General features: G+C 67.2%; 23 protein-coding genes. 13 read left to right on the top strand and 10 right to left on the bottom strand.

Annotation, left to right across the window (positions count from 1 at the left end; all coding sequences use genetic code 11):
* The first annotated feature begins 200 nt into the window (after positions 1–200).
* A complete protein-coding gene (locus tag A5699_RS13095; RefSeq protein ID WP_157561223.1) occupies positions 201–2,534 on the top strand; it encodes an LCP family protein in 2,334 nt (777 codons plus the stop codon).
* Positions 2,535–2,618: 84 nt separating this feature from the next.
* Entirely contained in the window at positions 2,619–3,287 is a 669-nt protein-coding gene (gene phoU / locus A5699_RS13090; protein ID WP_067769850.1) for a phosphate signaling complex protein PhoU, read from the top strand.
* Positions 3,288–3,303: 16 nt separating this feature from the next.
* On the opposite strand, the gene A5699_RS13085 is transcribed toward phoU, so the two are convergent.
* The gene (locus A5699_RS13085) at positions 3,304–3,822 is read right to left on the bottom strand and encodes a MarR family winged helix-turn-helix transcriptional regulator (RefSeq protein WP_067770002.1); all 519 of its coding nucleotides are present in this window, start codon (positions 3,820–3,822) and stop codon (positions 3,304–3,306) included.
* Positions 3,823–3,903: 81 nt separating this feature from the next.
* Here A5699_RS13085 and A5699_RS13080 point away from each other — a divergent pair, with 81 nt between their 5' ends.
* Positions 3,904–4,887 carry a zinc-binding alcohol dehydrogenase family protein gene (locus A5699_RS13080; protein WP_067769847.1) on the top strand — a complete coding sequence of 328 codons (984 nt, stop codon included), beginning with the start codon at positions 3,904–3,906 and terminating at the stop codon, positions 4,885–4,887.
* Between the two features lie 77 nt (positions 4,888–4,964).
* Here the strand turns inward: A5699_RS13080 and pstB are convergent, their stop codons facing one another.
* From pstB to A5699_RS13050, 6 genes are all read right to left on the bottom strand, one after another.
* Positions 4,965–5,741 carry a phosphate ABC transporter ATP-binding protein PstB gene (gene pstB / locus A5699_RS13075; RefSeq protein ID WP_067769845.1) on the bottom strand — a complete coding sequence of 259 codons (777 nt, stop codon included), beginning with the start codon at positions 5,739–5,741 and terminating at the stop codon, positions 4,965–4,967.
* 9 nt (positions 5,742–5,750) lie between these two features.
* A complete protein-coding gene (gene pstA / locus A5699_RS13070) occupies positions 5,751–6,665 on the bottom strand; it encodes a phosphate ABC transporter permease PstA (RefSeq protein ID WP_067769843.1) in 915 nt (304 codons plus the stop codon).
* Complete coding sequence (gene pstC / locus A5699_RS13065) at positions 6,662–7,717, bottom strand: phosphate ABC transporter permease subunit PstC (RefSeq protein ID WP_067769840.1); 1,056 nt, start codon at positions 7,715–7,717, stop codon at positions 6,662–6,664. The genes pstA and pstC overlap by 4 nt, the downstream gene beginning before the upstream one ends.
* 54 nt (positions 7,718–7,771) lie before the next feature.
* Positions 7,772–8,911, bottom strand: coding sequence for a phosphate ABC transporter substrate-binding protein PstS (pstS, locus tag A5699_RS13060; protein ID WP_067769838.1), 1,140 nt, complete (start codon positions 8,909–8,911; stop codon positions 7,772–7,774).
* A 129-nt stretch (positions 8,912–9,040) separates the two neighbouring features.
* The gene (mshD, locus tag A5699_RS13055; RefSeq protein WP_067769836.1) at positions 9,041–9,919 is read right to left on the bottom strand and encodes a mycothiol synthase; all 879 of its coding nucleotides are present in this window, start codon (positions 9,917–9,919) and stop codon (positions 9,041–9,043) included.
* Entirely contained in the window at positions 9,916–10,704 is a 789-nt protein-coding gene (locus A5699_RS13050; protein ID WP_082957698.1) for a response regulator transcription factor, read from the bottom strand. The genes mshD and A5699_RS13050 overlap by 4 nt, the downstream gene beginning before the upstream one ends.
* Before the next feature lie 163 nt (positions 10,705–10,867).
* On the opposite strand from A5699_RS13050, the gene lmeA reads away from it, so the two are divergent.
* The 8 genes from lmeA to A5699_RS13015 all read left to right on the top strand — a co-directional run bounded on the left by lmeA (position 10,868) and on the right by A5699_RS13015 (position 15,122).
* On the top strand, positions 10,868–11,683 hold the full coding sequence (gene lmeA, locus A5699_RS13045) for a mannan chain length control protein LmeA (protein WP_067769834.1): 816 nt from the start codon (positions 10,868–10,870) through the stop codon (positions 11,681–11,683).
* On the top strand, positions 11,680–12,102 hold the full coding sequence (locus A5699_RS13040) for a thioredoxin family protein (protein WP_067769832.1): 423 nt from the start codon (positions 11,680–11,682) through the stop codon (positions 12,100–12,102). Before lmeA ends, A5699_RS13040 begins: the two co-directional genes overlap by 4 nt.
* 29 nt (positions 12,103–12,131) lie before the next feature.
* Entirely contained in the window at positions 12,132–12,221 is a 90-nt protein-coding gene (locus A5699_RS30290) for an Ms5788A family Cys-rich leader peptide (RefSeq protein WP_350222965.1), read from the top strand.
* A gap of 91 nt (positions 12,222–12,312) precedes the next feature.
* Positions 12,313–12,795 (top strand): DUF4395 domain-containing protein, encoded by a 483-nt coding sequence (locus A5699_RS13035; RefSeq protein ID WP_067769830.1) that lies wholly within the window; start codon positions 12,313–12,315, stop codon positions 12,793–12,795.
* 36 nt (positions 12,796–12,831) lie between these two features.
* A complete protein-coding gene (locus A5699_RS13030) occupies positions 12,832–13,668 on the top strand; it encodes a sulfurtransferase (protein WP_067769828.1) in 837 nt (278 codons plus the stop codon).
* Between the two features lies 1 nt (position 13,669).
* A complete protein-coding gene (locus tag A5699_RS13025; protein ID WP_003884652.1) occupies positions 13,670–13,972 on the top strand; it encodes a DUF1416 domain-containing protein in 303 nt (100 codons plus the stop codon).
* Between the two features lie 227 nt (positions 13,973–14,199).
* Positions 14,200–14,874 carry an FABP family protein gene (locus A5699_RS13020; protein WP_067769825.1) on the top strand — a complete coding sequence of 225 codons (675 nt, stop codon included), beginning with the start codon at positions 14,200–14,202 and terminating at the stop codon, positions 14,872–14,874.
* The gene (locus A5699_RS13015; protein ID WP_067769823.1) at positions 14,874–15,122 is read left to right on the top strand and encodes a hypothetical protein; all 249 of its coding nucleotides are present in this window, start codon (positions 14,874–14,876) and stop codon (positions 15,120–15,122) included. The genes A5699_RS13020 and A5699_RS13015 overlap by 1 nt, the downstream gene beginning before the upstream one ends.
* A gap of 272 nt (positions 15,123–15,394) precedes the next feature.
* Here A5699_RS13015 and A5699_RS13010 read toward each other — a convergent pair whose 3' ends face one another.
* Positions 15,395–16,273: an aminodeoxychorismate lyase gene (locus A5699_RS13010; RefSeq protein WP_067769822.1), complete on the bottom strand. Its 879-nt coding sequence runs from the start codon at positions 16,271–16,273 to the stop codon at positions 15,395–15,397.
* Positions 16,274–16,336: 63 nt separating this feature from the next.
* Here A5699_RS13010 and A5699_RS13005 point away from each other — a divergent pair, with 63 nt between their 5' ends.
* The gene (locus A5699_RS13005) at positions 16,337–17,431 is read left to right on the top strand and encodes a folate-binding protein YgfZ (RefSeq protein WP_067769821.1); all 1,095 of its coding nucleotides are present in this window, start codon (positions 16,337–16,339) and stop codon (positions 17,429–17,431) included.
* Positions 17,432–17,591: 160 nt separating this feature from the next.
* Entirely contained in the window at positions 17,592–17,765 is a 174-nt protein-coding gene (locus tag A5699_RS28510; RefSeq protein ID WP_076241199.1) for a DUF3073 domain-containing protein, read from the top strand.
* 85 nt (positions 17,766–17,850) lie between these two features.
* Here the strand turns inward: A5699_RS28510 and purM are convergent, their stop codons facing one another.
* Together purM and purF are read right to left on the bottom strand one after the other, a co-directional pair.
* Positions 17,851–18,942: a phosphoribosylformylglycinamidine cyclo-ligase gene (gene purM / locus A5699_RS13000; protein WP_067769820.1), complete on the bottom strand. Its 1,092-nt coding sequence runs from the start codon at positions 18,940–18,942 to the stop codon at positions 17,851–17,853.
* 99 nt (positions 18,943–19,041) lie between these two features.
* A complete protein-coding gene (purF, locus tag A5699_RS12995; RefSeq protein WP_067769819.1) occupies positions 19,042–20,613 on the bottom strand; it encodes an amidophosphoribosyltransferase in 1,572 nt (523 codons plus the stop codon).
* Positions 20,614–20,753 lie beyond the last annotated feature (140 nt).

Below are 20,753 nucleotides of genomic sequence, written 5' to 3'. Positions count from 1 at the left end.
GTCACCAGGTTGGGTCTAGCTCAGTCTCAGGATGTCTCAGTACGATGAGGACCTTGCCGCGGCCGGCTCAGGTAGCCAGCGCGGCACAGTGCTGCTAGAAGAGATGAGGAGAAAAACCTCAGCAGCGCCCAGCACAACAGTGGGAGCGATGCGCACCGACGCGCTCGCGCAAGCTCGAAGAGTCGGAGGCCGGTAAGGACATGAGTGACGGTGACAACGCCACTCCCGGCCGTCGGCATCGCTCGCCCGAGGAGCAGTCGGACAACCAATGGCTTACCCGATCCCCGCGGCCTTTGCCAGGCGCCGCGCCGTGGGAGCGCCAAGATCGGCTGTTACCCGATGATTCACCGCTCGACGAGCCGACCGGAAGCCACACCGACGGGGTAACTGTCGCCGATCTGATCGCCAAGGTGGCCGGGACCGGGTTCACCCCTACGCGCCACCGGCTCGAGCCTGACGATGCCGACGACTCTGACGACTCTGACGACTTTGGCGACGCCGAACCGGCGTATTCCACTGAGACCGTGCCCGAGCCGGAATCGGAGCCAGAGCCAGAGCCAGAGCCGGCGTACAGCCGCCCGCAGGTGCCCGACCCGACCGACGTCATCCCCGCAGTCCGGCTTCCCGAGGACTATCCCGAAGCCTTTCCGGAGGACTTTCCCCATAACGATGCCGAGGCATTCCCGGAGCCGTTCGGGGAACCCTTCGAGACGTTCGAAGCTCCTTTCGACGCGCCCTACGAGCCGGCGGCCGAGCGCCACACCGGCGAGACCGACAGCACCAGGACCGATGTGCTGCCGGCAGTACAGGTTTACGACTACGACGTGGCCCGGTCGCGCCCGTCGTGGCGGGCCGGCCGGGTGGCGCCGAACGAGCACGATACCGATGACCTCGCCGACGGATGGGACGAGACCGACGACGAGCCTCGTCCGCCGCGCAACCATCGGGTGATGCTGGCCGGGCGGGCCATCGCGGCGATGATCGCCGTGCTCACCCTGGTCCTCACCGGCGGAGCCTGGCAGTGGCAGAGCTCGAAGAACAACAGCCTCAACAAGGTGGCCGCGCTCGATCCCAACTCCCGCGACATCCTGGATCCCAATGCCCAGTTCGGTGACGAGAACTTCCTGATCGTCGGGACCGACAGTCGATTCGGCGAGAACGCGGGCATGGGCGCCGGTGACACCGAGGACGCCGGCGGCGCCCGTTCGGACACCATCATGCTGGTGAACATCCCGGCCAACCGCGAACGCGTCGTCGCCGTGTCGTTCCCGCGCGACCTGTCGATCACCCCGATGCAGTGCGAGCCCTGGAACCCGGAGACGGCGACCTACGGTCCGCTCTACGACGAGGAGACCGAAACCTACGGGCCCGACGAGGTCTACACCGAGACCAAGCTGAATTCAGCGTTCGCCTTCGGCGGTCCGAAGTGCCTGGTGAAGGTGATCCAGAAGCTGTCCGGTTTGTCCATCAACCGGTTCATGGCCGTCGATTTCTCCGGGTTCTCCAAGATGGTCGACGCGCTCGGCGGGGTCGAGGTCTGCAGCACCACGCCGCTGGAGGATTACGAGCTGGGCACCGTGTTGCCCAACGCCGGCCGTCAGATGATCGACGGTCATACCGCGCTGAACTACGTGCGGGCCCGTCAGGTCACCACCGAGTACAACGGCGACTACGGCCGCATCAAACGCCAACAGCTGTTCTTGTCCTCGTTGTTGCGTTCGTTGATCTCCCGCGACACCTTCTTCTCGCTGAACAAGCTGAACAACGTCGTCAACATGTTCATCAGCGACAGCTTCGTCGACAACATCAAGACCAAGGACCTCGTCGACCTCGGCCAGTCCGTGCAAGGCGTCAACGCGGGCCGGATCACGTTCGTGACGGTGCCGACGGTCGGATACGCCGACGAGTACGGCAACGAGGTGCCGCGCACCGATGACATGCGTGCGCTGTTCGACGCGATCATCAATGATGATCCGCTGCCGGGTGAGAAGAACCCGGACAACACTCCGGTACCGGGCACTCCGGAGTCGACGACGTCGTCGGTGCAGGCCGCAGCGCCGTCACAGACCCCCGAGTCGGCGGCGGCTCCCGCTCCGGCCGCCACGGACAGTGGCGAGACGGTCAACGCGGTCACCACCGAACCGCAGCAGGTCACCGTGCAGGTCTCGAACTCGACCGGACAGAGCGGCCTGGCCTCCACAGCGGCCACCGAACTGCAGGAACACGGCTTCAACGTCAACACCCCCGACGACTATCCGAGCACGCTGCCGGCGACGACGGTGTTCTTCTCGCCCGGAAATGAGGAGGCGGCCGCCACGGTGGCCAGCTCGTTCGCCAATCCGACCATCGAACGGGTGACCGGGATGGGCGACGTGGTGCAAGTGGTGCTCGGCACCGATTTCTACTCGGTGAATCCGCCCACCCCGAGCGGGTCGGAGGTGCAGGTACACGTGATCAAAGGCACCAGCAGCAGCCCCACGCATCTGCCCGAGGATCTGACCGTCACGAACGCGGCCGACACCACCTGCGAATAGTTTCAGGGGCCGGGCGGGCGGCGTTCACCGGTCGTTCATCGTTGCACCGTGACTATCACGCTGCTGACCGCATAATCTTGCACCATGCGTACCCAGTACAACGAGCAATTGCGGTCATTGACGGACCAACTAGCCGGCATGTGCGATTTGGCGGGTACTGCGATGGAGCGCGCCACCCAGGCGCTGCTGCAGGCCGATCTGGCGCTGGCCGAACAGGTGATCAGCGATCATGAGCAGATCGCCACACTGAGCACTCAGGCCGAGGAGTCGGCGTTCGTGTTGCTCGCGCTGCAGGCACCGGTGGCCGGTGATCTCCGCTCGGTGGTGGGTTCGATCCAGATCGTCGCCGATGTAGACCGGATGGGTGCGTTGGCTCTCCACGTGGCCAAGATCGCGCGTCGCCGTCACCCTCAGCATGTGCTGCCCGAAGAGGTCAACGGCTACTTCGCCGAAATGGGGCGGGTTGCGGTGGAACTGGGCCACGCCGCACGCGAGGTGCTGCTCACCCAGGACCCGGAGAAGGCAGCGCGGATTCAGGAAGAAGACGATGCGATGGACGATCTGCATCGTCACCTGTTCTCGGTGTTGATGGACCGTGAGTGGAAGCACGGCGTGACGGCGGCCGTCGACGTGACGCTGTTGAGCCGGTTCTACGAGCGCTTCGCCGATCACGCGGTCGAGGTGGCCCGCCGGGTGATCTTCCAGGTCACCGGCTCCTACCCGGACGGCGAGTCGGTCACCTCGAATCAGTGACTCCGGGCCGGCCAACTCAGGGCCGGTCGGCGGGCGGAACCAGCCGGACGCCGTCTTTGTGTGCCGCGGCCAGGTCCGCCAGAACCTTGGCCAGCACCTTCAGCTCCGCACCGCTGTAACGCAGCAGGAAATCACGGACTCCGCGGTCCATCTCGTCGTGCAGTCGGCGGTGCAGGTCCGCGATGAGTTGGCCGTCGGCACTCAGGCCGAGTTCGATCTCTTTGCGGTTGCCGGGCACTGGGTGGCGTTCTACCAGGCCCGCCTCCACCAACCGCTGCACGTGTTTGGACACCGTGCCCTTGAGCCGGCCGGAGCGCTCCGCCAGTCCGACCAAACTGACCGGGCCTTCGGCGATCTCCGCCAGCAGGTGCATCGATGACGTCGGTAGCGCCCGCACCATCTGCCGTAGCCGCTCGGGGCATTCGGAGGCCATGAAATCGCGCTCGGCGTCGCCCTCGCCGTCGTTCCCGAGCCGGTCACCCACCGTGGCAATCAACCCGGTGATGGCGTCGACCAGCTCAAGTTTGGTTTTCACGGAAACCATCTTGCCACCCACAACTGCTCCGCGTAGATTGTTTCCGTAGAAACCATATCCGCAGAAACAAAAGGAGCCACCATGAAAGCCGCACTGGTCACCGAATGGGGCTCTGTCCCGATCTATACCGACGTACCCGAGCCGCAACCACGCGACGGCGCCGAGGTGGCCGAGGTCGAAGCTTCGGCCCTGACCAACCTCACCCGGGGCGTGGTATCGGGAAAACACTACGCCAGCAAAGAGATTCAACTACCGGCGATCCCCGGCGTCGACGGTGTCGCACGACTTGCCGACGGACGTCGCGTCTACACCGTCTACACCGGCGCCGTCGGATACTCCGGGCTGATGGCCGAGCGCACACTGGTCGACCCGCGAATCGGCATCGACATCCCCGACCACGTGGACTCGGTGACCGCCGCCGCCCTGCCCAACACCGGTATCTCGGCCTGGACCGCCCTGGCGCACGCCGCAGCCGTCAAACCCGGCGACCATGTGCTCGTGTTGGGCGCCACCGGGGTAACCGGTTCCATGGCAGTGCAATTGGCGGGCGGCATGTTCGGTGCTGAAACCGTGGTGGCCGCCGGCCGCAACACCGAACGGCTGGAGTGGTTGCGGTCGGCCGGCGCTCACGACACGATCGCCCTCGGCGAGCAGGATCTGGGTGCGCGGGTCGCCGAGATGCATGCGCGACGGCCGTTCGACGCGGTGCTCGACTACCTGTGGGGTGACCCTGCCGCCCAGGTACTGACCGCCCTGGCTGCCAGTCACCCGGCCGCGCACTACCACCCGACCCGATTCGTGCAGATCGGTTCGATGGCGGGGCCGACCCTGCCGCTGGACGCGGGGGTGCTGCGCAGCACCGGGATCACCCTCTGCGGCGTCGGGATCGGCAGTGTGCCGCCGGAGGTCCTGAGCCGGGCCCGCACCGAGGCACTGCCCCGGCTGTTCGCCATGGTGGCCGACGGTCGACTCGAATTACGGGTGCAGCCAAGGGCATTGGCCGACGTCGCCGAGGTGTGGGCCGGTGGTGAGCCGTCCGGTACCCGCGTCGTGCTGACCCCCTGATTTCTTCCGCGAGCAGACGTAAACCCGTACTTTTTCGAGCCAGATAGTGCGGGTTTATGACTGTTCGCGGGAAGAACTCAGCCGAAGCGGCCCGAGATGTAATCCTCGGTGGCCTTCTGGGTCGGGTTGGAGAAGATCTTCTCGGTGTCGTCGATCTCGATCAGCCGGCCCGGCTTGCCGGTGGCCTCGAGATTGAAGAACGCGGTCTGATCGCTCACCCGGGCGGCCTGCTGCATGTTGTGGGTGACGATGACGATCGTGAAATCCTGCTTGAGCGTGGAGATCAGATCTTCGATGGCCAGCGTCGAGATCGGGTCGAGCGCCGAGCACGGCTCATCCATCAACAGCACGTCGGGTTGCACCGCGATGGCGCGGGCGATGCACAACCGCTGCTGCTGACCACCGGAGAGTCCGCCGCCGGGCTTGTCCAGGCGGTCCTTGACCTCGTTCCACAGGTTGGCCCCGCGCAGCGAGCGCTCGGCCACCTCGTCGAGGGTCTTCTTGTTCCGCACGCCCTGCAGCTTCAGCCCGGCCACCACGTTGTCGCGAATCGACATGGTGGGGAACGGGTTCGGGCGCTGGAACACCATCCCGATCGTCTTGCGCACCCCCACCGGGTCCACCCCGGGGCCGTAGATGTCCTCGCCGTCGAGCAGCACCGAACCCTCCACACGCGCGCCGGGGATCACCTCGTGCATCCGGTTCAGCGTGCGCAGCACGGTCGACTTGCCGCAGCCCGACGGACCGATGAAGGCCATCACGCTGCGCGGCTGCACCGACAGGGAAACCTCTGAAACGGCGTGGAACGCACCGTAATAGATGTTGACGTCCTTGAGATCCAGCCGCTTGGCCATGGATGGCTCCTACACCTTCTTGGGGGAAAAGAACTTGGCGATCGCCCGGGCGCCGACGTTGAGCAGGGCGATCAGCAGGATCAGCGTGAGCGCCGCGCCCCACAGCCGGTCCGTGGGCACCGGGTTGGCACCCGCGCCCGCCGAAATCTGGTCGTACATCATGCCCGGCAGCGATCCCATGAACCCGCTGAACATGTCGAAGTTCATCGCCTGGGCGTAACCGACCAAGATCAGCAGCGGTGCCGTCTCACCCATCACCCGGGCCAGTGCCAGCATCACGCCGGTGACGATGCCCGACAAGGCCGTCGGGATGACGATCCGCACAATCGTCTTCCATTTCGGCACGCCCAGCGCGTAACTCGCCTCACGCAGGTCCATCGGCACGATGCGCAGCATCTCCTCGGTGGCCCGCACGATCACCGGGATCATCAACAGCACCAACGACAATGACACCGCGAACCCGGACCGGCCGAACCCGAGCGTGGCCACCCACAACGCGTAGATGAACAACGCGGCGACGATCGAGGGCACGCCGGTGAGGATGTCGACCATGAACGTGGTGACCCTGCCCAGGCGGGTGCCGCCGCCGTACTCGACCAGGTAGACGGCCACCATCACGCCGATCGGAATGGAGATCAGCGAGCACACCAAACCCTGGAGCACGGTACCGACGATGGCGTGGTAGACGCCGCCGCCTTCGATGAACGTCGTCATCCCGGCCTGCGAGTGGGTGAACCAGGTGGCTGAAGTCAATGCGCGCCAGCCCCGAACGATCACCGCGTACAGCACCCAGGCCAGGGGGATCAGAGCGATCAGCACCGAGAGGGTCACCAACACCGTGGCGACGTGGTTGGTCAGTTTGCGTCGCAGGCTCACGCCCTGGAACGCGGCCGCTTTGACCGGCCGCTCGAGGGTGGAGGTCATGACCGCCCCTTTCCGGCGACCGCGGCCCGGGCCAGCGAGTTCACCACGAAGGTGAGGATGAACAGCACGAGGCCGGCGGCAATGTAGGCGCCGGCCTTGTACTCGTCGTTGAATTCGCTTGCCGTCGCGGCGATCTTGCTCGCAAAGGTGTAGCCGCCGTCGAACAGCGTCCAGCTGAACGCGGTCTGCGTACCACGCAGGATGATCAGCAGCGCGATGGTCTCACCGAGCGCGCGGCCCAACCCCAGCATGGCGCCGCTGATGTAACCCGACAGACCGAAGGGCAACACCGTCGTGCGCACCACTTCCCAGCGGGTGGCGCCCAGGGCCAACGCGGCCTCGATCTGGCCTCGCGGGGTCTGGATGAACACTTCGCGGGTCACCGCGGTGATGATCGGCAGGATCATCACCGCCAACACGATGCCCGCGGTGAAGACGGTGCCGCCGCCGGCCACCGAGGCGTTGCCGGTCTTGAACAGGAACAGCCAGTCCAGGTTCGTATTGAGCCACACCGCAAAGGGTTTGATCGCCGGGGCCAAGACGTACAGGCCCCACACGCCGTAGACGATGGACGGCACCGCGGCCAACAGGTCCACCAGGTAGGCCAGCGGCCCGGCCAACCGGCGCGAGGCGTACTGGGTGAGATAGATCGCGATACCCAACGCCACCGGCATCGCCAACGCCAAAGCAAATACCGAGACGAACACCGTGACCTGGAGCAGATCGAAGATGCCGAAGTGCATCGCCGAGGTGTCGGTGGTGATCCAGTTGCCGCCGTAGAGGAAGAAGTTCTCCTCGTTGCGGGTCAGGGCCGGCACTGCCCGCCACAGCAGGAACACCCCGATCGCCGCGATGAGCGTGACGATCAGGATGCCCGAACCTTCGGCGACGCTATGGAAGATCCGGTCGCCGAGGCGAACCTTGGCGCCCTTGGAAGGGTTGGTGGAGATGGGTTCTGGCTCAGGGAAGGGGGAGGCGAGCGTCTCCCCCGACCCCGATTCAGATGGATTCGGCGTCGTCACTGTTGTCCCGTCAGGGCCCCTGTTGGTCATATGGTCGAAAAACCCATCCTTGCCCAGATTCCTCCCCTAATGCCAGCGGGCTGTCTATGCGATGGCCTCGACGGAGGTCAGCAGACGCTGCTTGAACTCGTCGGAGAGGGCGATGTATCCGGCCTGCGACAGGCTGGCCTGCCCCTCGTTGGCCGCCACGGTCAGGAAGGACTTGACGGCCGCGGCGGTGTCGGCGTCGTAGCCCTTGGAACAGACGATCTCGTACGTGGCCAGCACCAGCGGATACACCCCGGCCTCCTTCGAGGCGTACAGCGCGTTCAGGTCCAGCACGAGGTCCTTGCCCTCACCCTCGAACTTGGCTGCGCCGACGGCCTTGGTGGTCGACTGGTCGTCGAGCGGGACGGCACCGGCACCGCTGTCGATCTCGGCGTAGGGCAGGCCCGCGGCGGCGGCCGGGCTCTTCTCGACATAGCCGATCGAGCCGGGGGTGGCCTGCACCGCCTGAACCACTCCGGAGGACTTCTGCGCGCCCTCACCGGCTCCGCCCTGGAACTCCTTGCCGTCGCCCTTGGTCCAGGTCTGCGGTGCCGCGGCGGCCAGGTACTTCTGGAAGTTGTCGGTGGTACCCGAGGAGTCCGACCGGTAGATCGGCGTGATCGCCAGATCCGGCAGCGTGGTGCCGGCGTTCAGCGCGGCCAGCGCCGGATCGTTCCACTTGGTGATCTGGCCGGAGAAGATCTTGGCGAGCGTGTCGGGGCTGACCACGAGCTTGTCGACGCCTTCGACGTTGTAGGCCAGCGCGACGGGGCCGAACACCAGCGGCAGATTCCAGGCCTCGTTACCGCCGCAGCGCTCGGCGGCCCGGGCGACCTGATCGCCCTTGAGCGCCGAATCGGAACCGGCGAAGTCGACCTGTTTGGCGATGAACTGATCGACCCCGGCGCCCGAGCCCGTCGGGTTGTACGACAGGTTCTGGCCGGAGCACACCTGGCCCCACACCTTGTTGAATTCGGCGATCGCGTTCTGCTGGGCCGTCGAGCCCTCGGCGGTCAGCGAGTTCTTGCCGCCGCACTCGGCCGAGGAAGCCGCGGTGCCACCCGAAGTCGCAGAGCCGGAGGTTCCGGTGTTGTTGTCGCTACCGCACGCGGTCAGGGTGAGCGCCGCGATGGCGGTCGCCGAGAGCGCGACCCCGATCGGCTTTCCCACACCCCTGCCAATGCTGATGAGCTTCACATGTCCCACTTTCAGTCGACCAGTTGACGGCTTCGGACTCTCCGGCAACGTATTCGGCCGCAGTGGACAACTCGCGGACGGCAGGTGAATCAGCAGTGAACAGGTTCAGCGTGTTCACAGCTAAACGGGTTAACCGGCGGCGTACGCCGCGTCGACGCTGAACACCTCGAAACCCAATTTCCGGTAGGTGGCGACGGCCGCCGAGTTATCTGCCTCCACGTACAGCATCACCGTCGAACAGGCGCGCTCGGCCAGATGGTGCAGGCCGATCAGTGTCAGCACCGAGCCCAGGCCACGTCCCTGGGCGGCCGGATCGACGCCGACGACGTAAACCTCCCCCAACTCGGTGGCATGCACTTTGGTCCAGTGAAAGCCCAGCAGTACCCCGGTCTGGTCGTCGAACGCCTCGAACAGTCCGGCCGGGTCGAACCAGGGCTCGTCGCGTCGTTCGGCGATCTCCCGTTCGGTCCAGCCGCCCTGCTCGGGATGCCAGGAGAAGGCCGCATTGTTGACGCGCAGGATTTCGGCGTCGTCCTGCGGCCCTCGGTACGTGGCGATCCGCACGTCCTCGGGCACTCGCACCGGCGGCAGGTCGGTCAGCGGACGGCGCATCTGCAGCAGCTCACGAGCCACCTTCAGATCCAGCGCCGAGGCCAACGACCGGGCCGCCTCGAGGTTGCCGTGCGCCCAGATCCTGGTGCCCGGACCACCCGCGGCCAGTCCGGCGCGGGCCAGTGCCGCACCGGTACCGCGACGTCTGGCATCGGGATGTACCACCAGCTCGGCCATGGCCGGGTCGTCACCGCCGGCCGGGGCCAGGTTCAGGTAGCCGACCAGGTCAGCACCGTCGGTGGCCACGAGATGGCGGGTGCGGTCCTGGCTCAGCTCGCGCAGCACCTGATCGCCGACGGGCGCCACCCCGTCGGCGGTGGTGGCGGCGGTGATGAGGTCACGGATACGGGTCTGCTCGGCCGGTGACAGCCCGGCTCGCCAGTCGAGTTCGGTCACTGGCTCGGCAGCCTCCCGGCCAACGGCTCACCGGCGTCGTGGGTCGGGTCGAAGTCGTCGTCGACGTCGCCGTCGCCGGGTTCGGTACCGGCCGCCTCAGCGGCGGGAGTGCGTCCGCGGGACGGACGTACCGCCTTGTAGCCGACGTTGCGGACGGTGCCGATGAGCGCTTCGTACTCCGGCCCGAGCTTGGCCCGGAGCCGACGGACGTGCACGTCGACCGTGCGGGTGCCGCCGAAGAAGTCATAGCCCCACACCTCTTGGAGCAGCTGGGCCCGGGTGAACACCCGCCCGGCGTGCTGGGCGAGGTATTTCAGCAGCTCGAACTCCTTGTAGGTGAGGTCGAGCGGACGCCCCCGCAGCCGCGCGGTGTAAGTGCCTTCGTCGATCACCAGCTCGCCGAGCGTGATCTTGCCGACATTCTCCTGATTGGCGCCGCCGCCACGGCGGCCGACCAACAGCCGCAGCCGGGCGTCGATCTCGGCGGGGCCGGTGCCCGGCAGCAGGATTTCGTCCAATCCCCACTCGTGGTTGACCGCCACCAATCCGCCCTCGTTGATCACCGCGACCACCGGCACCGACGTGCCCGTCGTCCCCAGCAGTCGACAGAGCCCGCGAGCAGCCGCGAGATCGGTGCGCGCGTCGACGATGGCCACATCGGCACTGCCTGCTTCCAAGAGCGAGGACACCTCGGTCGGTGCGGTCCGCACGGTGTGGGCCAGAAGCGACAGAGAGGGCAGGACAGTCTCGGGATGCGGGTCGACGGTCAGTAGCAGTAGATCCAACGGGTCCTCCGGCGCGCCGGCAATCACTTCCCACGATCGCCCGGACCCCGGTGTCCGCACGGTCGGATTCATGACTGACATGAAGCCGTTACCGGCCATTAGTGTTCTAACGATAACGCCTCACCTGCGGATCAGCCGCGCCGAGCGGATCGATCCGTCTGCCGTGGGCGACAATGTGGCGGTGCGCAAACTGCTGATCGGGCTCACCGCGACCGTGACCGCACTCGTCGTCGGGGTGCTCGGCGCCGATTTCGGTTCCGCGATCTACGCGGAGTACCGGCTGGCCCGCAACATCCGCAGCGCCGCCGGATTGAACTGGGATCCGTGGGTGGCCATCCTGGGTTTCCCGTTCCTCACCCAGGTCCGCAACCACAAATACCGGGAAGTCGAGATCCGGGCCGGCGGCGTCGATCACCCGGTGGTCGGCAAAGCCTCACTCGAGGCCACCCTGCACGGGATCGATCTCACCCAGGCGTCGTGGCTGATCCGTCCCACGGCGAAAATGCACGTCAACAAGGCCGAGAGCCGCATCATCATCGACTCCACCCACATCGGCAGATACATGGGCATCGACGACCTGCTGGTGGAGGCGCCGGCACGCGAATCCAACGACGCCACCGGGGGCACCACCGAGTCCGGAATCTCCAGCCCTCAGGGGCTGGTGTTCACCGGAACGCCCAAGGCGTCCGGTGTGGACAAGCGGGTCAGCGTGTCGGTTGACCTGTCGTTCGCCGACGCGGACAAGACCACCCTGGTGCTGACCGCCACCGGAATCCTGACCGGGCCGGGGACCGCCGACGAACCGGTACCCGAGGACAAGACCGCAGCGGTGCTCTCGGAGTTCAGCAATACGATCACCGGCCAGAAACTGCCCTTCGGCATCGCTCCGACCACCGCAGGCGCGCGCGGCTCGGACGTGATCATCGAGGGCATCGCATCGGGAGTGACGATCGACCTGCCGGGGTTCAGGCAGTCATGAGTGCCTCCCTGGTGACGGCGATCGCGGTGCTCATCGCCGCGCTGGGGGTGGCTTATGTGATCGGCCGGTTGATCACGCTGCGTTCCGGGATGGTCAAGGCCGGCGAAGAAGCCGCCAACGTCGATACCAGCGATCTGGGTTTGTCGGACACCGGTCCCACCGTGCTGCACTTCTCGGCCGAATGGTGCGGGCCGTGCGCCGGCGTGCGCCGAGTGGTCGACCAGGTCTGCGCGGAGCTGCCCGACGTTGCTCACGTCGAGATCGACATGGATGCCAATCCCGAAGCCGCCCGGCGGCTTTCGGTCCTGTCGCTGCCCACCACGATCATCTTCGACCGCCATGGCCGGCCGCGGTACCGCACCAGCGGGGTTCCCAAGGCCGCTGACCTGCGCTCGGCGCTGGAACCGCTGTTGGCTTGACGCGGCGGTCATTGGGTAAGCTGTCGCTCGTGTCAGCCCGCCTTGAGCTCGTGCTCACCAAGCGCCGCGCAGTTGATCTGTGCCGCGTCGCGGGTTGCTGCTGTTGTTGTTGCTGTTGAGGGCAGCCGCGCGCTTCTGCGCGCCCGCTCGGGCCTTGCGTCCTGAGCCTGCACACCACCAGACCTTCGACAACAACAGGAGTTCTTTCACATGTCATCGACATCGACCAGGCCCGCCGCCGGCGTAGCGCCTACGCAGGTCGACGCGCGGGGGCCACGCTTCGCGGCCTGGGTCACCACCGCGGTACTGATCGCCACCGTGCTGCTGGCCGGTGTGAGCACGTCCGCGGCGGCGGTGCTGCTGGGTGTCCAGGCGGTGGTGTTCGCCATCGGCGCGCTCGCCGGTCCACGCCACCATCCCTATGGCCGCGTGTTCGCCACCGTCGTCGCGCCGCGTCTGGCTCCGGTCAGCGAACGCGAGCCGGTGGCACCGCTGAAGTTCGCCCAGCTGGTCGGCCTGGTGTTCGCGGTCGTCGGTACTGCCGGATTCGGGTTCGGCCTGGACATCCTCGGCCTGACCGCCACCGCGCTGGCGTTGGTGGCGGCTTTCCTCAACGCGGCCTTCGGCATCTGCCTGGGCTGCCAGATCTACCCGCTGGTGGCGCGGCTGCGTCGCGTCCCCGATCCCGCCTGACAACTCAAACCTGAAGCAATCGAAAGGAATTCGTACATGGCACGTTCCGACGTCCTGGTCTCGACCGAGTGGGCCGGGAACAATCTCGACACCCCGGGCCTGGTGTTCGTCGAGGTCGACGAGAACACCAGCGCCTACGACGACGAGGGGCACATCCCCGGCGCCGTCAAGCTGGACTGGAAAGACGATCTGCAAGACGCCGTCAAGCGTGACTTCGTCGATCAGCAGCAGTTCTCGAAGCTGTTGAGCGACAAGGGCATCAGCAACGACGACACGGTGATCCTGTACGGCGGCAACAACAACTGGTTCGCCGCTTACGCCTACTGGTACTTCAAGCTGTACGGCCACAACGACGTCAAGCTGCTCGACGGCGGGCGCAAGCGCTGGCAGCTCGACGGGCGCCCGCTGGTCACCGACGCCGTCAGCCGCCCGGCAACCTCGTACTCGGCCAAGGCCCCGGACAACAACATCCGCGCCTTCCGCGACGAGGTGATCGCCGCGATCGGTGAGAAGAACCTGGTCGACGTGCGCTCGCCCGACGAGTTCTCCGGCAAGATCCTGGCGCCCGCGCACCTGCCGCAGGAGCAGAGCCAGCGGCCCGGGCATATCCCCGGCGCCATCAACGTTCCGTGGAGCAAGGCAGCCAACGACGACGGCACCTTCAAGTCCGACGAGGAGCTGGCCAAGCTGTATGCCGCGGCCGGCCTCGACGGCCAGAAGGAGACCATCGCCTACTGCCGGATCGGTGAGCGTTCCTCGCACACCTGGTTCGTGCTGCAGGAGCTGCTGGGACACCAGAACGTCAAGAACTACGACGGCAGTTGGACGGAATACGGCTCCCTGGTGGGCGCCCCGATCGAGTTGGGAAGTTGATATGTGCTCTGCACCTAAGCAAGGACTGACGTTGCCGGCCGGCGTCGACCTGGAGAAGGAAACCGTCATCACCGGCCGCGTGGTGGACGGCTCCGGCCAGGCGGTCGGCGGCGCGTTCGTGCGTCTGCTGGACTCCAGCGACGAGTTCACCGCTGAGGTGGTGGCCTCGGCGACCGGCGACTTCCGCTTCTTCGCCGCCCCGGGCACGTGGACGCTGCGCGCCCTGTCGCCGGCGGGTAACGGCGACGCCAGCGTGGCCCCCACCGGTGCCGGCATCCATGAGGTCGACGTCAAGGTCGCCTGAGACCTAGCCGCTCGAACGTGAGCTTGTGTGCGAGTTTTCAGCGATTTCTCGCACACAAGCTCACGTTCGACTGGTATAGGGCGCCCCGACCCGGGACGCCGACCCCTCCGACTAGGAACTAGACTCTTTCCCGTGGTGCTCTTCTTCGAGATTCTGCTCGTCGCGGCCGTCGTGGTCATCACGTGGTTCGCGCTGTACGCGCTGTACCGCCTCGTCACCGACGAGTCGTGACCTCCGACCGGGACGTGCCGGCCAAGACCCCGGCGCCCGAGCCGGGTTCCGGTGACCGGGCCGTAGCGGCTGCCGCCGAACGGGCCAAGGTCACCGCCGCCCGCAACATTCCGGTCTTCGACGACCTCCCGTTACCCGCCGATACCGCCAACCTGCGCGACGGCGTCGAACTCAACGATGCTCTCCTGGCGCTGTTGCCGTTGGTCGGCGTCTGGCGTGGCGAGGGTGAAGGCCGTGACACCCACGGCGATTACCGATTCGGCCAGCAGATCGTGGTCTCCCACGACGGCGGTGACTACCTGAACTGGGAGTCTCGCTCCTGGCGGTTGACCGAGTCCGGCGAATACGACTCCCCCGGCTTGCGGGAGACCGGCTTCTGGCGCTTCGTCACCGATCCCGACGATCCGGCCGAGTCACAGGCCATCGAACTGCTGCTGGCCCATTCAGCCGGCTATGTCGAGTTGTTCTACGGCAAACCCCTCACCCAGGCCTCCTGGGAGCTGGCCACCGATGCCCTGGCCCGCAGCAAGTCCGGGCTGTTGGTGGGCGGCGCCAAGCGGCTGTACGGCATCGTCGAGGGTGGCGATCTGGGGTACGTCGAGGAACGGGTGGACGCCGACGGTGGCCTCGTACCGCACCTGTCGGCCCGACTGTCCCGGTTCGTCGGCTGATGCGCCGGCCAATCATCACGGCAGGTCTGCTTGCCGCGGCCGCGATCCTGGGCGCCTGCTCGTCGGAAGGCCCGCAGCCCGCACCCACCTCGGCACCGGCCGAGCACGGGTCCTACGCCCACTGCCTGACCGAGCACGGGGTACCGGCGGCGCCCGGACCGGTCGCCGGCCCGCCCGCCGGGGTTGACGACCAAACCTGGCAACAGGCCACCAAAGCGTGTTCGACGCTGGCACCGGGCCCGAGCTAGCCCCCACAGCGCACATCTCACCGTCATGTCTTCGCCGGGCCCAGATATGGGGCGGCCCCCGAGCCTTGGTTCCTGGTTGGACAGACCGAGGGGCTCGGGGGCCGGGTGGCTGCGGGGAATTCGCCAGCGCGCTGCGGGCAATACCCCGGCGCTGCTAGCGGGCAGCCACCTCACATGTCCATAAGTCACTCAATTTGACGGACCACCTCCTTCCCTGTGTGCCCACGAAAGTACCCTCGTCCGCGCAGCCCGACAAGCGATTTATTCGCCGCTCAACGGTCGCTGGTGATCGCCGCGTCGATCAGCTGTGCCATTTCGGCGGCCAGGGGCGCATCAGGTAGCCGCTGTCCGTCCAGCGTATGCACCCGCGCGGCCAGGGTAATGCTGGAGACCAGCCAAACCCCTTGCGCAGTAAGAAGATCCGCGGTGGTGAGGGCGCGGAAGTCGCAGTCGTATCCTCTGTTGCGGGCCACCTCGAAAAGCGCCTGCTGGGTGGTGCCACGCAGGATCGGATACCACGGCGGCGGGGTGAGCAGCAACGGTTGACCGTCGGCCCCCGCGGCTGCGATCACCACGGTGGACCGCGGCCCCTCCAACAGGTAGCCGTCCGAGCTGACGAAGATGACGTCGCCGGCGCCGTGCCGTTCGGCGTGCCGCAGCGCCGCCATGTTCACCGCGTAGGACAACGTCTTGGCCCCCGCGGCAAGCCACGGCAGGTCACTGGCGCTGCGGGACAGTCCCCGGTCGAGGGTGATCGCCGCCAGCCCGTCGCGCCGGGCGCCGGCCACCCGGTCGGCCACCGCACCGATGGTGGCAAACCCCGTGGGCGGTCCCCCGCTTTCCCGGCCGCGGCTGTAGACCAACCGCAGCACGCCTTCTGCGTCGTGCTCGGCAGCCCAGTGCCCTGCTCCGAGTGCCACCGCCGCCCGCCAGGCGTCCAAGTCCGGGGCCGGCAGATCAAGCATCTTGGCCGATTGCGTCAGCCGAGTCAGATGCGCCTCCAGCAGGCACGGCCGACCGTCGCGCACCAGCAGGGTCTCGAACACTCCGTCACCGCGCACCGCGGCCAGGTCGTCGGCGTGCAGCAGCGGGACGTCCGGATCGTGGATCTGCCCGTCAAGGGTGACCAGCACGGCTGGTGGGCTTGCCATGGGGCGCCAGCGTAGCGCCAAGAGCACCGAGAGCGCGATGCGCCGCAAACGTAGAGTTGGCCTATGACTGCACTACCGCCGGCGGTTCCGGCGCCCGAGGCCGGCCCTGACGCAGGCGCCGCGTGGCATTACGGTGATCCGCTCGGTGAACAACAGGCCGCCGACCGCGCCGCGGTCGTGGTGGACCGATCACACCGCGCGGTGCTCGCGCTGACCGGCAAGGACCGTCAGACGTGGCTCCACAGCATCTCCAGCCAGCACGTCAGCGCGTTGCCGGACGGGGCCGTCACCGAGAACCTCAGCCTGGATCTGCAGGGCCGTGTCGAAGATCACTGGCTGCAGACCGAGCTCGACGGCACCACGTATCTGGACACCGAGCCGTGGCGGGGCGAGCCGTTGCTGGCGTACCTGCGCAAGATGGTGTTCTGGGCCGATGTGCAGATCGAGCCCGCCGATCTGGCGGTGCTGTCCCTGCTCGGACCCGGCCTGGCCGACACGGCGGTGATCGAGGCCCTCGGCTGTGACGAGCTGCCCGCGGAGTCCACGGCCACGCCGCTGCCCGGCGGTGGGTTCATCCGCAGGCTGCCTGCCGCGGGAATCGAACTGGACCTGGTGGTACCTCGTGAATCCGTAGCCGCCTACCTTCAGAAGCTCACCGATGCCGGGGTCCGCCCGGCCGGTGTCTGGGCGTACGAGGCGCACCGGGTGGCCGCGGGACGTCCGCGCCTGGGTGTGGACACCGATGAGCGGACCATTCCGCACGAGGTCGGCTGGATCGGCGGCCCCGGCATCGGGGCCGTCCACCTCGACAAGGGCTGCTACCGCGGTCAAGAGACCGTCGCTCGGGTCCACAACCTGGGCAAACCGCCCCGCATGCTGGTGATTCTGCACCTCGACGGGGCGTCGGACCGTCCGGTGACCGGGGATCCGGTGACGGCGGGCGGACGCACTGTCGGCCGGGTCGGCACGGTTGTGGAACATGCCGACGAGGGGCCGATCGCTTTGGCACTGCTCAAGCGTGGGTTGCCGGCCGACACCGAGCTGGTGGCCGGCACTGAGGCGCAAGTACCGGCCGCTATCGACCCGGACTCACTGCCCGAGGCCGATGCCACCGCCGGGGCCGGCCGCGCTGCCGTCGAGCGCCTGCGCGGCCGTTGAGCCCTCAAGCCTTCCGAACCCCCAGGACGGTCACCGTGCGGCAGGGCCTGGCAGCGCTTCGCGGCGGGGCACGGTAAAGTGTCGGCAGGACAATAAAGACACACAGATCGGAGCCGCCTAGTAATTGGGCCGCTCCGTTATTGCGCGAGGGGGTCCCCCCATGGGCCGCGGCCGGGCGAAGGCAAAGCAGACCAAGGTTGCACGTGAGCTGAAGTACAGCTCACCGCAGACCGACTTCAGTCAGCTCCAACGAGAGCTGTCGGGATCTCCCGATTCCGGCGACGTCAACGACGACGCCGATGAATGGTCGGGTGAGGATGACTGGCGGCGCTGAGCCGTCAGCACTCCGTCGCAGCTCTTAGACACAGGTCGCGCTGGTTTACGCAGAACGCTTACCAGCGCGACCTGTCTCTGACTGCCTAGAACCGCGGATGCTGTCCGACCAGCTGGGCGCGCACACTGTCCTTGCCGCCCTTCTTGACGGTTCCCAGCGTCCAGCACTGCAGGTGTCGTGCGGTCAGGATGGCCAGCGCGCGGTCAGTGTCCTCCGGGGCGACGACGGCGACCATCCCGACGCCCATGTTGAACGTCTTCTCCATCTCGGCACGTTCGATACGTCCGCGCTGGGCGATCATCTGAAACACCGGGGCCGGCGTCCACGTGCCGCGATCCAGTTCGGCGGTCAGCCCGTGCGGCATGACGCGCTCCAGGTTGCCCGCCAAACCACCGCCGGTGACGTGGCAGAACGTGCGGACCTGAGTTTCGGCGGCCAGCGCCAGGCAGTCCTTGGCGTAGATACGCGTCGGCTCGAGCAGCTCCTCGCCGAGCGTGCGGCCGAACTCCTCGACATGGCCGGCCAGGTTCATCCGGTCGATCTCCAGCAGCACCTTGCGGGCCAGCGAGTAGCCGTTGGAGTGCAGGCCGCTGGACGCCATCGCGATGATGACGTCACCCGGGCGGACCCGGTCGGGCCCGAGCACGTCGTCGGCCTCGACAATGCCGACGCCGGTTGCGGAGATGTCGTAGTGGTCGGGTTCCATCAGGCCGGGGTGTTCGGCCGTCTCCCCGCCCAACAACGCACAACCGGCCTGGACGCACCCTTCGGCGATGCCCGCGACGATGGCGCTGACCCGCTCGGGGACGGTACGGCCGACGGCGATGTAGTCCTGCAGGAACAGCGGCTCGGCACCGCACACCACGAGGTCGTCGACCACCATGGCGACCAGGTCCAAGCCGACGGTGTCGTGCTTGTCCATGGCCTGGGCGACGGCGAGCTTGGTGCCGACCCCGTCGGTCGACGCGGCCAGCACCGGCTCGCGGTACCCGCCGCGTAAGGCGAACAGGCCGGCAAAGCCGCCCAGCCCTCCCCGCACCTCGGGACGGGTGGCCTTGGCGGCCAGCGGTTTGAAAAGTTCGACGGCGCGGTCACCGGCTTCGATGTCCACTCCGGCCGACGCATAGGAAATGCTGTGCTGTTCGGCGATGCCGTGCTGTTCGGCGCCCTTAGTCATCGGATGCAAGGCTACCGCCCCGCTATTTCGGGGGTACAGCGCAGGAGGCGTTAAGCCCGCGTCAAGGACGCCGTCAGGGTCGCCGCGACGCCGGAGCCGTCAGGGCCTGCGCAGCGCCGACGCGTTGTCGTTGTCGGCCGTCAGCGGGACACCGGTGCGAGCCGCAGCTGCCTTTTCGCTCCTCGCGTGCGCGGTCGCCAGCATGTGCTCGACGACGTTCTTCCCCAGGGCGGTCTCCCCGGGCAGCTCGATCGGGTAGTTGCCGTCGAAGCAGGCCGAGCACAGCCGGGTGGGAGGCTGCTCGGTGGCGGCGATCATGCCCTGCTGGGAGATGTAGCCCAGGCTGTCGGCACCGATGGCGTGCCGGACGGCCTCCAGCATCTCGCCCTCGTGTTCGGCAGAGGCCGCGTTGGCGATCAGTTCGGCCGGGGTGGCGAAGTCGATGCCGTAGAAGCACGGCCATTTCACCGGCGGTGACGCGATGCGTACGTGCACCTCCAGCGCTCCGGCCTCCCGCAGCATGCGAACCAGTGCGCGCTGGGTGTTGCCGCGCACGATCGAATCGTCGACGACGATGAGCCGCTTGCCGCGGATCACCTCTCGCAGCGGGTTGAGCTTGAGCCGGATGCCGAGCTGACGAATGGTCTGTGAGGGCTGGATGAACGTGCGGCCGACGTAGGCGTTCTTCATCAGGCCCTGCCCGAACGGGATCCCGGACTCCTGCGCGTACCCGACGGCAGCCGGCGTTCCCGATTCCGGGACGCCGATCACCAGGTCCGCGTCGACGGGGTGCTCGCGGGCCAGCCGGCGGCCGATGTCGACGCGGGTCGCGTGCACCGAACGGCCGACCAGCGTGCTGTCGGGACGGGCCAGATAGACGTATTCGAAGACGCAGCCCTTGGGGTTCGGATTGGCGAATCGGGTGGAGCGCACCCCGTCGGCGTCGATGGCCAGCAGTTCGCCGGGTTCGATGTCGCGCACGAAGGAGGCGCCGACGATGTCGAGGGCGGCGGTTTCCGACGCCACCACCCACCCGCGGTCCAGCCGGCCGAGAGCCAGCGGGCGCACACCGTGCGGGTCGCGTGCGGCGTAGAGCGTGTTCTCGTCCATGAAGGTCAGGCAGAAGGCGCCGCGGACCGTGGGCAGCAGCTCCAGGGCGGCCTGTTCCAATGTGGCGTCGGCGGCGCCGTGGGCCAGCAACGCCCCCAGGATGTCGGAGTCCGTCGTCGCTGGAGCGGCGGCGCTCCCCCGGATCGTCATGTCGATCAGTCCGGCGTCGCGGGCGCGGGTGGCCAGCTCGGCGGTGTTGACCAGGTTGCCGTTGTGACCGAGTGCGACGCCGGTGCCGGCCGCGGTGTTGCGGAACACCGGCTGGGCGTTCTCCCACGTGGTCGAGCCGGTGGTGGAGTAGCGGCAGTGCCCGACGGCGACATGGCCCGGCATCGCGGCCAGGGTCTGCTCGTCGAATACCTGGCTGACCAGCCCGAGGTCTTTGAACACGAGAATCTGCGACCCGTCGGACACCGCGATACCGGCAGCTTCCTGCCCTCGGTGTTGCAGTGCGTACAGGCCGTAATACGTGAGCTTTGCGACGTCTTCACCCGGGGCCCAGACCCCGAATACGCCACACTCCTCGCGCGGTTCGTTCTCGTCGAGTTGCTGACCAGTCACGATAGGGCTGCTCCCGGGGCGGCGGTTGGTGACATAACCGAGTCTACGGTCCAGCCGGCCCAACAAAGGAATCGAATGGCCGGTCTGGCATCAGCGGTTACAACAGCACGGGACGCGGTTGCATTTCCGTGCTGACCGCA

The sequence above is a fragment of the Mycobacterium sp. E802 genome (assembly GCF_001666875.1).
Taxonomy (GTDB): domain Bacteria; phylum Actinomycetota; class Actinomycetes; order Mycobacteriales; family Mycobacteriaceae; genus Mycobacterium.
The sequence above is the reverse complement of the archived record's forward strand: the minus strand, read 5'-3'. Positions and strand labels throughout refer to the sequence as shown.